Below are 15,283 nucleotides of genomic sequence, written 5' to 3'. Positions count from 1 at the left end.
TTTCCTGGACTCCGGGCAATCGCCTTGCGAGCAAACAGGGCCATGCGCCATGCATTACGCGATCCGCGTACACCAACCGGGCGAGCCGGATGTTCTGAAGTGGGAGCCGATTCGCGTGGGCCACCCCGATGCGGGCGAAGTCTTCGTACGCCACACGGCCATTGGCTGCAACTTCGCGGACGTCTACTACCGGAGCGGCTTGTATGCCACGCCCCTTCCGTTCATTCCGGGAAGGGAAGGTGTCGGCGTCGTTGAGGAGGTCGGAGATGGTGTTACCCATCTCGTCCCCGGCGATCGCGTCGGCTACGCATCGGTAAGCGGCAGCTACTGCCAGGCACGCCTAATCGACGCCGACCGCCTGGTCAAACTGCCCCCGTCCGTTGACGATCACACGGCAGCGGCCAGTCTGCTTCGCGGCATGACAGCGAAGTGCCTGGTCCGTGACGTCCACTCGGTCTCCGACTCCGACACGGTACTGATCCAGGCCGCCGCCGGCGGCGTCGGCGTACTTGTGTGCCAGTGGGCGTCCTCGCTTGGCGCAACAGTGATCGGCACGGTATCCACTGACGAAAAGGCGGCCATTGCCAGGGCAAACGGTTGCCATTATCCGATCGTGTACAGCAGGGACGACTTCCGGGAAGCCGTGCGAGAGATCACCTGCGATCAGGGGGTGACGGTCGCATATGACTCCGTGGGTCGGGAGACGTTGTCCGGCTCACTCGCATGCCTGCGACCCCGCGGCATACTGGTCTTGTTCGGACAGTCGTCAGGAGCCCCACCGCCGCTGGATCTTGCCGAACTGGCGCGAGGCGGTTCGCTCACGGTCACGCGACCGATGCTGCCCGACTTCATTGCCTCGCGACGCCAGCTCGAGGCTACGGCATCGGAGCTGTTTGACGCACTGGACCGCCGGATCCTGCGCATCGAGATCGGACAGAGCTACCCATTGGAGAAGGCCCAACAGGCCCACGAAGCGCTCGAAGCCCGACGTACGACCGGATCCACCATCCTGACCGTATGAATGGCACCAGGGCGGATGACGGAACAACGCACCCCGGCAGTGGACAATAGAGAGGTTAAGTCAATGGCGGACCGGTATCCCAACCTGATCGGCGGCGAGAAGATGGACTCGCAAGAGGCCACGGCCAACATCAACCCGTCCAACACCGATGACGTCATCGGGGAGTTCGCCCAGGCATCGCGACAGGACGTGGATGCCGCCGCAACGGCCGCACGCGAGGCGTTCCCCGCATGGGCGCGGACGACGCCCGCCGAGCGTCACGGGATCCTTCAGCGCGCATCCGATGAACTGGTGTCACGCAAGAACGAGCTTGGCACCCTCCTCTCCCGCGAGGAAGGCAAGACGCGGCCCGAGGGCATCGCCGAGGTAACGCGTGCTGGGCAGGTCTTGTCCTTTTTCGCCGGCGAATGCCTGCGACTCGGTGGTGAGCTCATCCCTTCCGTAAGGCCTGGCGTATCCGTCGAGGTGACCCGTGAGCCTCTGGGCGTAGTCGGGGTCATCACACCGTGGAACTTCCCGACGGCCATTCCGGCATGGAAGATCGCACCGGCCCTGGCGTGCGGCAACACCGTGGTCTTCAAACCTGCGGAGCTCGTCCCTGCATCAGCCTGGGCGCTGACCGAGGTGCTGCACCGCGCAGGGCTCCCGGCGGGTGTACTGAATCTAGTCATGGGCCAGGGCTCCGTGGTCGGGAGCGCGATGGCGGACCACCCCGATATTGCGGCAATTACTTTCACTGGGTCCGTTGCTACAGGTCAGACCGTTGCAGCAGCGTGCGTGGCAAGCCGTCCCATGAAGAAGATGCAGCTCGAAATGGGCGGCAAGAACCCGCTGGTGGTGCTCGACGATGCCGATCTTGATACGGCCGTGGAGTGCGCGGTCAACGGTTCGTTCTTCTCGACAGGCCAGAGATGCACGGCGTCGTCCCGTCTCATCGTCACCGACGGTATCTACGATACGTTCATCGACGCCCTGACCCGTCGGCTCGACGGGCTGACCGTCGACGACGCGCTCAAGGAAGGGACGGATATCGGTCCAGTCGTCGACCAAAGCCAGCTACAGAAAGACTTTGAGTACATTCAGATCGGCCAGTCCGAAGGCGCAACCCTTCACTGGGGAGGCCAGACAATCGAACGCACTCCTCCCGGACATTACCTACAGCCTGCATTGTTCACGGATGTGAACAGCCGGATGCGCATCGCTCGGGAGGAAATCTTTGGCCCAATCGCTGCCGTCATCCGTGTAGCCAATTACGCGGAAGCGCTGGACATTGCCAATGATACCCAGTACGGATTAACCGCCGGCATCTGCACGACGAGCCTCAAGTATGCGAGCGATTTTCGCCGGAATGCCCAATCCGGGTTGACCATGGTCAATCTACCTACGGCTGGGCTCGACTATCATGTCCCGTTTGGCGGAATGAAGGACTCCAGTTACGGACCACGTGAGCAGGGGCGCCACGCGGTGGAGTTCTATACGAGCTTGAAGACGTCCTACGTGCGTCCGGAGTGAGCCTCAGTCCTGCAACGGGTGGACGTCCTCCATCTGCTCCGACCTATGCTGTAGTGTACCGCCCACGGAATCTATGAACGTCCCGCTTCGATGCGGAATACGCTATTGCGTGCAACGGCACTCCAATACTCTAGCGCTCGAAAGCCGGGGCTTTACCGCCGAGTGCAGGGCTCCAGGCTATCCGCAACGGGTTGGCGACCGAGTCACAGGCCTTCTCAAATTCAGGTACGGGACCTCGAACACAGAAAGGATCACGGTCATCCTCGCCGACAATAACGGATAGCATTGTCGCCGCGTCCTGCGCCGTGCGGTTCAGAAGACCAACATGGGCCGGCGTAGGTGCAGCCGAAACGGGAAAGACCGGAACGCGGCCATAAGTGCAGCTTAGTGAAAAACAAACCGGAGAGCGCAGCACGAATACGAACGGAGCCATCGCCATCCGTCCCGAATGCGATCGGCCCGGAGCAGACCTTGCCTTGCCATCGCGGAGCGTCCGCTCTTCACCTGACGCTACAAAGACACGCCGCGAAATGATTGATTGGTTGGCATTGCTCAACAACCATATCATGATAGTCCTCACGCGCCGTTGTACTGCGTGCTGTATAGGTTTCCAACACGTAGAACTCTTTTGAGTGAACTGACTACCGATAGCAGTTTAATACGCAGTCGCGAAAATCGGCATAAGCGCGGCGATCACCATTCATGTCAAAAACCCGATATCGCTTCCAAATTTGATAATAATTACTCTCGATTGCCTCCAAAACGGCGGTTTCGAGTTCGGAACGACTCGTTACCGTACTCGGCAAACCTAGCGCTGACATCCGGTCACGAAATCGCGTTGCCGACTTGATGTAGTAGATGTTCAATACGTCGTTTCTTTCTAGGATGCCAATAAGATAAATATAATTCTCCGTTTCCTTCTTTCGAACTTGGATTAGGTATTGGCCCGAAGGGCCAAAGGGGACAGCCCCAAAGCGGTCAAAATAGTCGCCATCTTGGCCTTCGATTAAGCCAGTGTAGACATTGCCTGTAAGCGATAATCCACTTTCGTAAACACCGAGCATATGGCGACGTGGATTTCCAGAGGCGTTGATCTCGACTAGACGAACTTCTGTGGGGAGCGGTGTTGCAAGTTCATTGTCAGAGAGAACAGCCCCCCCTAGATTGGATGCATCCACCGAGCATCACAGCAGAAGCGATGATGAGCCCAAAGATAGCTGCGGCTCTAAGTTGCATGAGGAGGGGTTCCTTAGTTTGCCTTCAGCATGGGAAGTATAGGTCTCTTTCGCTGAAAAAGTACCTCCATGCAATACGACCAGCCCGAATCCGTAACCTGTCCTCTCAACCTCTTAGGCGGACACCTAGGTTGATGGTTTGAAGAACTGCTGAACAGACTGCCACGGTGGCCACCCCTGGTTTCGGCAACCCAGACGCCGTTGCTCGGTGTTGTAGTGTACGAGCCAATCGTCGAAGTCGGCTTGCAGCGCCTCGACGCTCTCATTAAGTTTCTGCCAAAAGGGTTAAAACCCTGCTAACTGATAGCCTATCTTGATCATAGCTCACAGGCTGCTTTCTGCCTGCCCCCCGGGGAAATCTAGCTCACCCGAGATTCTACACATACTTCCGTACACTGCTGCTTGACAGTCTTCTGGTCGAGACAAAGGCCCAATCTGATCCCGAAGACATCTTCGGAATCAGTGGTAGTGTGGACGGCCCTAGCACTGTCGATGCTTGCTGACTATGCGCCTTCCGTGAACCCGCTCAACAATGCTCCACCTGGCTTTCTTGCCCGCCCCAGCTATAATAACAATCAAACTATCCTTTCTGAATTTGGCAGGCATGTCTCATTTTCAGTACTTTTTCCTAATAGCGTGCATCATTGCCGGAACGGCCGTAGGATCGAAGCCTCATCATTCGACCTTCGATGATTTATATGGAGATTCCGTTGAGTTGGCTTTCGGTCAGAGCGGCGAATTTGGCAACAGCCGGCTGGCACGCGAGATTGCAGAGTTGAAGTGCCGGACGGCCGCGGATTCCTGCGAGTCGCGGATCAGGGACCGTCTTCAGGTCAGGTATACGGACTACTTCGTCGCGAACGCCGCCGATGTCAGCTTCGAAGGGCACCATGTCGGGCGCTGCGTCGGCCTCGCCAATATGTGGCTTTGTGGTGATTGATAATGTTCAGAGCCTCCGGACTCGTTCTCCTGATTACATTTCTCTCCGGTTGCGATTCGGCAGACGATAAGTTCGCCTACGCCGTCAGGGGCACTTGGGAATGCAACATGCGGGTGCCCGCGACAGCTACAATACCCGCGGGCAAAGCCCACATGAGAGTGCAATACATGCCCGATGGACGAGCCACGGCCCAAACTGTAGCGACTATGCCGCAGCAGGGGCTCTCCATGTCGATTGAGATGATATCGAGCGGCACTTGGAAAGTGGAGGACGGCAACCTCATCGAGGAACTGCAACGGGTTTCCGTCATGGGCATGGCGGCGAACGGGACGCCCTTAGATATATCGCAGATGTCTAGCGCAGAGCAGGCGGAGATACATCGTTCGGTCAATCAGACTACTGGGATAGCCGTGTCAACCGAGATCCGCTCGGTGACCGATAGCCGACTTGACCTTTACGTGGCGGCAGAGCGCACCATGGTTCGATGCGACCGCATGTAAGCCTGCGCAGCAGAATGGGCATGCCCTGCGCATCGGACATTCGCCGCCCGATTTTCAATCTCCAAAGGGGAAAATCGAAGTTGGTCACACGGTTCAGATGCTGAAGTATCTATAGACTCGGCTCGCCTAGACAGACCAGTGAAGGAGGATGAGTGACTAACGAAGCGGCCTGCAAAAACTGTTCAAAGCCGTTAAGTCCTCAGGCAAAGACCTGTCCAGATTGTGGGCACCCACAAGGATGGCTGGCACAGTCTTCGGGTGTACCGATGTGGGCCGCGATTTTGATCGGTGTCCTAGTCTTCATCGTCAGTTGGATGGTGTTCGTTCAGTAATCGCCGCGCTGGGCAGGCAAAGCCAGTTTCTCGCGGACCACGCCCGCACTGGACGCGGCCCGGCGAAACGAAGCGCCTAGACTTCGGTTTGTTCCGACATCTCGAGAACGTCCGCTGTCCGGATCGTGGTCAAGAGATGGAGCGCCGATGGGGCCGGCGCTCCAAGGCGGGGTTCCGTGCTGAGCACGCCGGTGGCTCATGCGAACAGGTACAGGCACACGGCCACTGCGGCGATGATGCCGGCGAGATCCGCGGTGAGCGCCCCGGCCAGGGTGTGCCGGATGCGCCGGACCTGCACCGCCCCGAAGTACACCGCCAGGACATAGAACGTGGTCTCCGTGGACCCTTGGAGCGTGGTCACCAGCAAGCCGGTGTAGCTGTCCGGCCCCACGGCGGGATCATTGATGATCGAGGCCATGACGCCGTAGGCGCCGGACCCGGACAGGGGGCGCAACAGCGCCATGGGCAGAGCCTCCGCCGGCATGCCCAGGTGCTCGGTGTACGCCCCCACCCATTGCACCAGGGCCTCCATGGCGCCGCTCGCCCGGAACATCCCCACGGCCACGAGAATGCCCACCAGATACGGAATAATGCGAACGGCCACCTGGAAGCCCTCGCGGGCGCCCTCGACGAACACCTCGTAGACGCGCACCCGGCGGACGGCGCCGTAGAGCAGAAAGAACACGATGAGCCCCGGGATGATCCACGGCGCGATGACACGTCCGTAGGCGATGCTCAGGGGAATCAGGCCGAGCAGGCCGGCGAGGAAGGTGTACGACACCCACACCGGGTAGCCCGTCGCCGATCCGGCGACGGCATCCGCCAGATGCCCGTGCGGATCCTCCGGCTCACCGTGGCCGCCCGTCGCCGCAGCCGGCTCGTCCTCCGCCGCGGGCGCCGGCTGCGCGTCCGGCAGCGGCGCAGGGCTGAAGCGCTGATAGGTCTTGGTGGCGACGACCGCAACCACGGTGGCGCAGGCCGTGGCGAACAGCGTCGACGGCAGAATCGCCGCCGGCTCCGCCGATCCGGCCGAGGCGCGCAGTGCAATCACGCCGGTGGGCAGCAACGTGACACTGGAGGTATTGATGGCGAGGAACAGGGCCATGCTGTTGGTCGCCGTGCCCTTGTGCGGATTGAGCCGGTCCAGCTCCTGCATCGCGCGGACGCCGAAGGGGGTGGCGGCGTTGCCCAGCCCCATGGCGTTGGCGGACATATTGAGAATCATGGACCCCATGGCCGGATGATCCGGCGGCACGTCCGGGAACAACCGCGTCATGAGCGGCCGGATCAGGCGCGCCAGCACGGTGAGCATACCGCCGGCCTCGGCGACCTTCATGAGCCCCAGGAACAGGGTCATCACGCCGATGAGCCCGATGGCCAGCTCCACCGCGCCGCCGGCGGACTCCACCACCGCCTCGGAGACTGCCGCCATGGGCGCGGCAGCGCCATCACCTCCACCACCCTGTGGAGGGGCGTACTGGATCTGGTGCCAGGCCGCCGTCAGGAACGCCACCAGCACGATCAGCAGGAAGACGATATTCATGGCCGAGACCGCTCCCGTGGGACAGGCGGCTAAGGATCCGGTCTCGGGCCCGCGCGGTCAAATGTGCAGTGCCTCCCGCCGCATCTGCACTCCATGTGTCCTCATTCGAGAGCACGACTTTCGAAAATTCGTCTGCACGGAGCTGAACGCGGTGTAGAAGGCAGCTCCGCATCGCAGCCGGGTAGGACCAGTGCGAAGACTTTCATCCTGTATCTGGCTCTCACGGCCGTGGCATCTCGATCGGACATGCTACGGCGGTCGTATCCAACCCCGATGGTCGACGTCGATATATGGTGCGCCCCTCGGACCGTTGGGCCAACGCTCAGACGCTGCGCGCAAGCGATGGATTCGCCCGAGCTCGGCTCGGGTATCAGGTTTGCTCCTGTCTGGCCTGATACCGGGCGCGAGCGGCCACAATGGCGCCGTGATGCGCATCCGCCCAGGCCACAAGCTGTCGCATCGGCTCGAGAAAGGAACGCCCCAGCGGGGTCAGGGTATATTCCACACGCGGGGGAACCTCGGGGTAGAGCGTGCGCGTGATGAAACCGTCCTGCTCCAGCTGCTTGAGCGTACGGGAGAGCATCTGCTTCGAGACATCACCGATCTCCCGCATCAGGGCATTAAAGCGCAGCGTGCCGGGAGCCAGAGCTTCCAGAATCAGCAGGCTCCACTGATCGCCAATCCGGTCGAGCACATCACGAATGGGGCAGGGTTGCTCAAAGACGATCTCTTCGCCATCCGACATCGTTGTCATGATCTCTCCATCAATCGTGGTCCAGTGATCACATCAGTGTGACCGTGTCAGGTAAAGATGACTTCTTGTGCCGTTCGCGGAACTCCCATAAGTTTATCCCATGGTCTGCTTTTTAGACCATGTGCCAAAAATGAACTCAAGGAGATTTCCTCATGGCAAACGTTGCACTCATCGGAGCATCGGGCAATGCAGGCTCGCGTATTCTTGCCGAACTGTCCGACCGGGGACACCAGGTGACCGCCATTGCACGCCACACGGACAAAATTGCCTCGCTGCCCGGGGTTACACCGAGACAGGCCGACGCCAATGACCGGCAGGCGCTGGGGGCGTTGCTCAAGGGGCATGACGCGGTCATCAGTGCCGTGCCCTTTACAGCAAGCGATGCTGGAACGCTCGTGGGGGCCGTGCGTAATGCCGGGGTGGCACGCTATCTGGTGGTGGGCGGGGCGGGCAGCCTCGAGGTGGCGCCCGGCGAGAAAGTCATCGATCAGCCGGGTTTTCCCGAGGCCTACAAGCCTGAAGCGCACGCCGGCGGTGAGTTCCTGGACTTCCTGCGCGGTGTCGACGATCTCGACTGGACGTTCCTGTCGCCTTCGGCAGAATTCGTGCCCGGCGAGCGTACCGGAACGTTCCGTCTCGGGCAGGATAGGCTGCTAACCCATGACGAGGGCTCCAGCATCTCCTTTGAAGACTACGCCATCGCGCTGGTGGATGAGCTCGAGACCCCCAGGCACGTGCGTCAGCGCTTTACCGTCGGCTATTGATCGACACAACCGTTACGGGAGCTCCTGTGTTACGGGAGCTCCTGCGGGAGAACCTCAACGCCCCGGAGCACGTGCCGTAGCTTGCAGTGAACGACCAGCCACGCGCTGAGGTGTGCCAGCGCATCGCGGCGGTGGTAGGCCGGCGCGGCGGCGAGACGCTCGATGAAATTGGCAAGCAAGATCCGGAGTTCCCCCGTCGGCCCGCGTCGCTACCTTTCTCCGACACCATCGGAGAAGGAGGACGCAACAATGAACGCATTGAACGACAAGATCGCCATCATCACCGGGGCCAGCTCCGGCATCGGCCGGGCCGCCGCTTTGCTGTTCGCGCAGGAAGGCGCGAAGCTGGTCGTGACCGCGCGCCGTCAGGCGGAGCTGGATACGCTGGTCGCCGAGATCGAGGAAATCGGCGGCCGGGCCGTCGCGGTTGCCGGTGACATCCGCGAGGAGTCGCTGGCGGAAGCGCTGGTCGACACGGCCGTGAGCCGGTTCGGCCGGCTCGATATCGCCTTCAACAACGCCGGGGCGACCGGTGACATGGGGCCGGTGCCGGAGCTGTCACTCGCCACCTGGCACGACACCATCGATACCAACCTGACCAGCGCCTTCCTCGGCGCCAAGCACCAGGTACCCGCCATGCTCGCCCACGGCGGCGGCTCCATCGTGTTCACCTCGAGCTTTGTCGGCCACACCGTCGGCTTCCCCGGCACGGGCGCGTATGCCGCCGCCAAGGCGGGCATCGTCGGCCTGACGCAGGTGCTGGCCGCGGAGTTCGGGGCGCAGGGCATCCGCGCCAACGCGATCCTGCCGGGGGGTACCGATACACCCGCCAATCACGCCAACCTGCCGGGAGCGGCCGAGGGAACCCGGGCGTTCATCGAAGGCCTGCACGGGCTGAAGCGCCTGGCACGACCCGAGGAGATCGCGCAATCGGCGCTCCACCTGGCATCCGATGCGTCGAGCTTCATCACGGGCACCGCGCTGCTCGTCGATGGCGGGGTGTCGATCACTCGAACCTGATCGGGGGAGGGGGTGGAGCCGACCTACGGCCCTCCGCCCCCGCCAATGCCCTTCGGCGGCGGAGCCCACCCCCGCAGGCGTGCGATGCTACCCGCAATCGCGAGCACCGGGAGAAGGACTTCGAGGAAGGGAAATCCGCCGACGGAGCGGCCCGCCCAGGTGATGACCGCCAGCAATCCGATCGCCAGGCTCGCCACGATCAGGATCCAGCAAACGATCGCTTCTGAACCGCGCGCTGCGCTATACGTGGCCAATCTCCTACTCCTTCCTGTGTGCGGCGAAACGCAGGCGCACATAGTCCGCGACCCACTGCCCGGAGTCGTCACACAGAACGGGCCGGCAGCGCTCGGCAACATCGACCAGGAACTCCCGCCGGTCCTGCGCAGGCAGTGCCGCGACGAACGCATCGGCGAACGTCTCCAGCCAGCCGATGACGTCGCCGGGCAGCGGGGTGGGCCGCGAGAAGAGCTCGATGGCCGAGACCTCGAACCCGTGGCGTTCCAGCAGGAGCCGGTACTGCTCGGCATCGGGAAAGAACCAGGGATTCAACGCCGCGGCGTCGATCCCGCGCTCGTCCAGGGCTGCTGCCAGGGCATCCACAATGGCGGCGACATTGCCGTGACCGCCGAGCTCGCCGACGAAGCGCCCTCCCGGTCTCAGGCTGTGCCGGACACCGGAGAGAACCCGGTCGGGCCGGGTCATCCAGTGCAATGCCGCGTTGGAGAAAACCGCGTCGAAGTCACCGTCGAACGGCAGGTCCTCGCCGTCGACCACCCTTGCCTCAAGCCCCTGCTCCCTGGCGGCGGCGACCATCTCCGGGCTGGCGTCGACACCGAGCACCCCACAGCCGGCATCGGCAATGACCCGGGTCAGTGCGCCGTCACCGCAACCCAGGTCCAGGATCCGCTCGCCGGCGCGCGGCGCCAGCAGCTCGACCACCGGGTTGCCGAGATCCGATACGAACCGGGCCTCGCGCGCATACCGGGCCGGTTCCCATGTCTGCCCCTCGTGAGCCATCGATCGCTTGCTCCTTCAGCGGCTGTCCTACCGCTGCCACACCTCGACGTGATCCCGCCGGTCCACGGAGTAGCCGCGGTCGCCGGGCAGGGCCTGCTCCAGGCCGACCTCCCCGAGAAACGCCAGCACCCGGTCGCGCTCTTCCGCCGTGCACGCGGCCAGGGCGCGGTCGGCACGCCGGAGCACGTAGACGAGATACGGCTCCACGCCGGCCTGCACCGGCACGCCGCGGAAGTGCGTGTCCACGATCCCCACGGCGCGCTGATGCGGCTTCTCCGACACGGGCGTGCCGTCGGCGGGCTGGCGCTGCTCGATGAGCGCGTCCATGAAGGCCAGCTTGTCCGTGAGCTCCGGGAACATCTCCCCGGCCATGTGGCCGAGCAGCGGCACGAGCGTCTCCGGCACCGCGTCCCCGGCCATGAGATCGCCGTCGTACTCCGGGAACTCGGGGGCATCCAGCCCCGGCGCGGTCATGCGCTCCACCCAGCGGAACACCCACGGCGCGTTCGTCTTCATGATGCCGGCGGGCACCGGATCCCGCCCCAGGTGCGCGAACAGCGGGCCGATGAGGCCGTAATCGGCGATGGTGGGCCGGCCGCCGAAGACGTACGGATGCTCGGCGAAATGCCTGTTCAGGATGGCGAGCACCTCCCCGTAGGACTGCTCGATGGCGGGGATGGTGGCCTCGGTCACGCCCAGGCGCGGCAGGTAGCTGCTCATGCGCGCCATCACCTTCTCGCCGCGCCCGTCCGGGGCGCGACTGCTAAAGGCGCTACGCAGGAAGGCCTCCTGCTGCTCGCGATAGCTCCAGCGGTAATGCATGGCGTGGCGCAGCATGCCCTGCATGCCGTAGTACTGGAGGATCACCCCCAGCACCCGCTGCAGCGGGCCCGCCGGATAGGCGGAATACGGCACGCCCTGCGCCTCGAAGTGGTCGATGATGTCCAGACTGTCCTGGATGATCGTCCCGTCCGGCGTCTCTACCACCGGGATGATGCCGCGCTTGATCGCCGGCATGATGCGGTCCGTATACGCCGGGTGGGCAGTGGTGCGCTCGACGTAGCCGATGCCCTGGGTACGCAGGTAGCAGCGGGCGATGCCGGTGTAGAGGGAGTGCGGGACGCCGTAGAGGACGGGAACGGATCCGTGATCGGGCGTTTCGGGGGCAGTGCTGTCTGTCATCCGTGGGTTCCTTGCTTCATTCCTGACGAGAAATCGGTATCAAGCAGCGGCGCCGGGCCGCTGGAACGCGTCGCGCGCCTGCGCGACCCGGCTTCGGACCACGCAGCCTTCGGCATGGTCGTTGATCAGCCCCATGGCCTGCATGAAGGCGTACACGGTGGTGGGGCCGACGAACTTCCAGCCGCGCTTCTTGAGATCCCGGGAAAGCGCCACGGACTCCGCCGAGGTGGACGCCGTCTGCGGCTCCGCGAGCTGCGCCTCGTCCGGCTCGTAGCGCCACATGTAACGGGCCAGTGAGCCTTCCCGCTCGACCATCTCCCGGGCCCGTTGCGCGTTGTTGATCACCGCCTCGATCTTGCCGCGATGGCGCACGATGCCCGCGTCGTTCAGCAGGCGCTCGACATCATGCTGGGTGAAACCCGCAACCCGATCGAAATCGAAGCCATGGAAGGCGGCGCGGAAGTTCTCCCGTTTGGCGAGAATGGTGCGCCAGCTGAGGCCGGACTGGAAACCCTCCAGGCTCAGCTTCTCGAACAGGCGGTGGTCATCACGGACCGGAAACCCCCACTCGCTGTCGTGGTAATCGAGCATCTCCCCCGCGCCGCCGCACCACACGCAGCGCGGTTCGCCGTCCGGCCCCTGGATGGTCTTGCTCATGGTCGGCATCCCCCTCGTATCGGCCAGGCCGCACTACTTCCGCGCGCATGACCACGCAATCCCCTTTCCGGCGAGGCTCACGCCCTCACCGGCCCCTGCCGTACTTCCCCTGATACCCCAGGCCCTGTGGCCAGCCGCCCCCCGCGGGGAGACGCTCAGGCATCGCCGTCTTCCGCATCCACCGGGATATCGAAATGGAGCACGCGCTCCCGCCGGCCCAGCTTGCTGTAGAGCGCGCGGGCCGCGGCGTCCTCCGGCCCCGTGTCCGCCTGCACGAACACCGTATGCGCCCCCCGGCCCGCCGCCAGCGCCGCGAGCTTCCGGATCAGGGCCGTTGCAATCCCCCGGCGCCGGTGCGCCTCCGCGACCGCCAGATCGTAAATATAGACCTCGCTGCGCTCCTGCTCGAACTTCCTGAGCTCATAGGCCGCGATACCGCCGACCACAACGCCGTCATCGAGAGCCACCAGGGCAATGAACGACTCACCGCCGAGAAGCCGGCTCAGGTAGCCGTCACCGGGCTGGCTCGCGATATACGTGCTCTCGTCGTGAAATACGGCGCCGAAGGTCGCCAACAGCGCCCGCATCAGTACGACATCATCCGCAGCAAGTTGCCGTATGTCGACTGCCATGGTTCCGTCAATTCCCGGAGTGCTGAGCAAACACCTCTGCAGAGGCGGGACCAAGCGCCGTCCGCGGCGGCCTGCAGGGCGCTGATATCGAGCTTTTCCATCTGCAGCACGGCGTGCATGGCGCGCTCCGCCCGCGCAGGGTGCGAATCGCTATCGACAGGGGCAGGACGTACCTTGCGGGCGACCGCACCCCTATGTTCCTTTCATAGCGCGAATTCCACCGCAAGGCCGTCGAGCCCGACGCCTTGAATCTCGGATCGCCACGTTTCTCCCGCACGAACCGACTGCGCCATCGTGATCGTGCCGGTGGTCACGATATCGCCCGCTTGCAGAGGTGGGTATCCCGGTTGCCTGGCCAGCACCGACGACAAATGAACCACGGCGGCGAGTGGACTGCCGAGGACGTTCGTGCCCTTGCCGGTTTCAACGATTCGATCGTTGCATGACAAGGCCAGGGAGAAGGACTCCAGCGCGGCAACGGGATCCCTTCCGAGCTCGGACACGGCCCGCAGTGGACCGATCAGCAGCGCCCCATGGAGCGACCCGTCGGAGACCGCGTCCGGCGCCTGGAATCTCCAGCCCGGGAAGTGCGACTGCACGATTTCGAATCCGTGCGCCACCCATTCAATTGCGTCCACGACGTCGACGAGCCGGGCATCGGCGGGAGGGGCCGTCCGCAAGCGGAAAACGATCTCGGGCTCGATCTTCGGCTCAGCGTAACCGCCGATCGCGCAGGTCGCCCGCGTGCCGTCCAGCTGCACGGCCGTTGTGTCGTAGATATACCCCCAGATCGGCTCGCATACGCCGTATTTGCCCCACATGCCGGGATTCGTGAATCCGATCTTGCGGCCGACGGGCGTGGCGCCTTCTTCCTGCCTTTTACGGTGAACGAGGTGCGCGACCTCATAGGCGGCAGAGAGATCGAAGCCCCGCACACGCTCCGTGAAAGGCTGGATCTGCTGCGCAGAATCCTGTGCCGTCTTCATTTCCTGCGCCAGGGCGGCAAGATCAGGTGGTGTGGGCATGGGGATCTCTTTCCGATCTTCTTGAATGCTTTCCAGTCCGGCCCAGCTATGTGCATCACAGCCTCAGTAACGACGAAGCTTGCCTGCCGCTATGGAGCGCAGCGGAAGAACGGTCACGTACCGCACCGTGGTGCGCTGGACTCTTACGCAGCACCCAAGGCGATACAAACCTTGCCTACGGTGCGCTTCGACTCAATCTGCCTGTGGGCTTGCGCCGCATCTTCCACGGGAAACGATCTCTGTACATGGGGTTGCAGCAAACCTTGCTCGATCCACGTCTTTATCTGCAGTAAATCCTGAGAGTTGGACTGCACCTGGACCAGCCGGCTGGAAGTTTTTACACCCAAGCGAGCAACCAGCTCCCCACCTAGGGTTGGGATTTTTGGAACAGTGCTGACATACACGCCACCCCGTTCGAGCTGGTCGGAAAACATCGATCCGGTGAATTTCCCGAACACATCGAACACCGCGTCAAATCGTGATCTCACTTCCACTGCCGGTGTATTGGTATAGTCATAGACGGCATCCGCGCCTAAAGACTTAACGAAATCAACATTGCTTGGGCCACAAACGGCATGCGTCTCCAGCCCCATAGCTCTTGCGATCTGAACCGCAAAGTGCCCAACACCGCCGCTGGCACCGTTAATCAGTACTCGCTGGCCTTTAGTCACGGCGCAACAATCACGGAGAGCCTGCAACGCTGTCTGCGCCGCGAGTGGAACGGCCGATGCCGCTTCAAGTGAAACGTTTTCCGGTGCATGTTGAATTTCGCCTTGCTGAAATCGCGCGACCTCAACATGGACCCCGCCTGAGAAGTGGTTCGTCATCCCGAAGACGGCATCACCGACAGAAAACCCGGAAACCCTTTCTCCGACCGCTACAACCCGGCCCGATACGTCCAGTCCAGAAGCACGAGGAAGTGGGTCCCTCGCAAGAGTGCGCCTGAATTTCCCCGTCCGCATCAACACATCCTTGGGGTTGACGCTGCCCGCCACCGTTTCGACCAGTACCGTGTCTCCGGAAAGCTCGGGATATGGCCAATCATCGACCCACTCCAGCACGTCCGCCGCCCCGAACCGCCTGTACACAAGAGCCTTCATCATGTTTTCCCGAAAAGGTGCCTAACACCAGCCATAAGCGGTCCGGTGA

17 protein-coding genes are annotated in these 15,283 nt (G+C 62.8%); 6 read left to right on the top strand and 11 right to left on the bottom strand.

Annotated features, from left to right (window positions below):
* Window positions 1-49 precede the first annotated feature (49 nt).
* Together QWY84_RS08015 and QWY84_RS08010 are read left to right on the top strand one after the other, a co-directional pair.
* Window positions 50-1,021: a quinone oxidoreductase family protein gene (locus QWY84_RS08015; RefSeq protein ID WP_290202056.1), complete on the top strand. Its 972-nt coding sequence runs from the start codon at window positions 50-52 to the stop codon at window positions 1,019-1,021.
* Between the two features lie 63 nt (window positions 1,022-1,084).
* Window positions 1,085-2,533 carry an aldehyde dehydrogenase family protein gene (locus QWY84_RS08010; protein ID WP_290202055.1) on the top strand — a complete coding sequence of 483 codons (1,449 nt, stop codon included), beginning with the start codon at window positions 1,085-1,087 and terminating at the stop codon, window positions 2,531-2,533.
* A gap of 641 nt (window positions 2,534-3,174) precedes the next feature.
* Here the strand turns inward: QWY84_RS08010 and QWY84_RS08005 are convergent.
* A complete protein-coding gene (locus QWY84_RS08005) occupies window positions 3,175-3,711 on the bottom strand; it encodes a hypothetical protein (RefSeq protein ID WP_290202054.1) in 537 nt (178 codons plus the stop codon).
* A gap of 661 nt (window positions 3,712-4,372) precedes the next feature.
* Between QWY84_RS08005 and QWY84_RS08000 the strand changes: the two genes are divergently transcribed.
* Window positions 4,373-4,708, top strand: coding sequence for an acyl carrier protein (locus tag QWY84_RS08000; RefSeq protein WP_290202053.1), 336 nt, complete (start codon window positions 4,373-4,375; stop codon window positions 4,706-4,708).
* A 227-nt stretch (window positions 4,709-4,935) separates the two neighbouring features.
* On the top strand, window positions 4,936-5,208 hold the full coding sequence (locus tag QWY84_RS07995; protein WP_290202052.1) for a hypothetical protein: 273 nt from the start codon (window positions 4,936-4,938) through the stop codon (window positions 5,206-5,208).
* A 528-nt stretch (window positions 5,209-5,736) separates the two neighbouring features.
* Here the strand turns inward: QWY84_RS07995 and QWY84_RS07990 are convergent.
* Window positions 5,737-7,083 carry a nucleoside recognition domain-containing protein gene (locus tag QWY84_RS07990; protein WP_290202051.1) on the bottom strand — a complete coding sequence of 449 codons (1,347 nt, stop codon included), beginning with the start codon at window positions 7,081-7,083 and terminating at the stop codon, window positions 5,737-5,739.
* A gap of 370 nt (window positions 7,084-7,453) precedes the next feature.
* Window positions 7,454-7,837 carry a winged helix-turn-helix transcriptional regulator gene (locus tag QWY84_RS07985; protein WP_290202050.1) on the bottom strand — a complete coding sequence of 128 codons (384 nt, stop codon included), beginning with the start codon at window positions 7,835-7,837 and terminating at the stop codon, window positions 7,454-7,456.
* 152 nt (window positions 7,838-7,989) lie between these two features.
* Between QWY84_RS07985 and QWY84_RS07980 the strand changes: the two genes are divergently transcribed.
* Entirely contained in the window at window positions 7,990-8,601 is a 612-nt protein-coding gene (locus QWY84_RS07980) for an NAD(P)-dependent oxidoreductase (protein WP_290202049.1), read from the top strand.
* Window positions 8,602-8,630: 29 nt separating this feature from the next.
* On the opposite strand, the gene QWY84_RS07975 is transcribed toward QWY84_RS07980, so the two are convergent.
* Window positions 8,631-8,780: a hypothetical protein gene (locus QWY84_RS07975; protein WP_290202048.1), complete on the bottom strand. Its 150-nt coding sequence runs from the start codon at window positions 8,778-8,780 to the stop codon at window positions 8,631-8,633.
* A 70-nt stretch (window positions 8,781-8,850) separates the two neighbouring features.
* Between QWY84_RS07975 and QWY84_RS07970 the strand changes: the two genes are divergently transcribed.
* Window positions 8,851-9,621 carry an SDR family oxidoreductase gene (locus QWY84_RS07970; protein ID WP_290202047.1) on the top strand — a complete coding sequence of 257 codons (771 nt, stop codon included), beginning with the start codon at window positions 8,851-8,853 and terminating at the stop codon, window positions 9,619-9,621.
* 23 nt (window positions 9,622-9,644) lie between these two features.
* On the opposite strand, the gene QWY84_RS07965 is transcribed toward QWY84_RS07970, so the two are convergent.
* The 7 genes from QWY84_RS07965 to QWY84_RS07935 form a co-directional block, all read right to left on the bottom strand.
* On the bottom strand, window positions 9,645-9,875 hold the full coding sequence (locus QWY84_RS07965) for a hypothetical protein (protein ID WP_290202046.1): 231 nt from the start codon (window positions 9,873-9,875) through the stop codon (window positions 9,645-9,647).
* Window positions 9,876-9,879: 4 nt separating this feature from the next.
* Window positions 9,880-10,638 carry a class I SAM-dependent methyltransferase gene (locus QWY84_RS07960; protein WP_290202045.1) on the bottom strand — a complete coding sequence of 253 codons (759 nt, stop codon included), beginning with the start codon at window positions 10,636-10,638 and terminating at the stop codon, window positions 9,880-9,882.
* A 27-nt stretch (window positions 10,639-10,665) separates the two neighbouring features.
* Window positions 10,666-11,820 (bottom strand): glutathione S-transferase family protein, encoded by a 1,155-nt coding sequence (locus QWY84_RS07955; protein WP_290202044.1) that lies wholly within the window; start codon window positions 11,818-11,820, stop codon window positions 10,666-10,668.
* A 39-nt stretch (window positions 11,821-11,859) separates the two neighbouring features.
* Window positions 11,860-12,477 (bottom strand): DNA-3-methyladenine glycosylase I, encoded by a 618-nt coding sequence (locus tag QWY84_RS07950; protein ID WP_290202043.1) that lies wholly within the window; start codon window positions 12,475-12,477, stop codon window positions 11,860-11,862.
* Window positions 12,478-12,632: 155 nt separating this feature from the next.
* Window positions 12,633-13,109 (bottom strand): AAC(3)-I family aminoglycoside N-acetyltransferase, encoded by a 477-nt coding sequence (locus QWY84_RS07945; RefSeq protein ID WP_290202042.1) that lies wholly within the window; start codon window positions 13,107-13,109, stop codon window positions 12,633-12,635.
* A gap of 203 nt (window positions 13,110-13,312) precedes the next feature.
* Window positions 13,313-14,134, bottom strand: coding sequence for a 2-keto-4-pentenoate hydratase (locus QWY84_RS07940; protein WP_290202041.1), 822 nt, complete (start codon window positions 14,132-14,134; stop codon window positions 13,313-13,315).
* A 143-nt stretch (window positions 14,135-14,277) separates the two neighbouring features.
* On the bottom strand, window positions 14,278-15,237 hold the full coding sequence (locus QWY84_RS07935) for an NAD(P)-dependent alcohol dehydrogenase (protein ID WP_290202040.1): 960 nt from the start codon (window positions 15,235-15,237) through the stop codon (window positions 14,278-14,280).
* Window positions 15,238-15,283 lie beyond the last annotated feature (46 nt).

This window comes from Aquisalimonas lutea (assembly GCF_030409225.1).
GTDB lineage: Bacteria > Pseudomonadota > Gammaproteobacteria > Nitrococcales > Aquisalimonadaceae > Aquisalimonas > Aquisalimonas lutea.
This window is presented reverse-complemented; position numbering and strand designations above follow the sequence as displayed.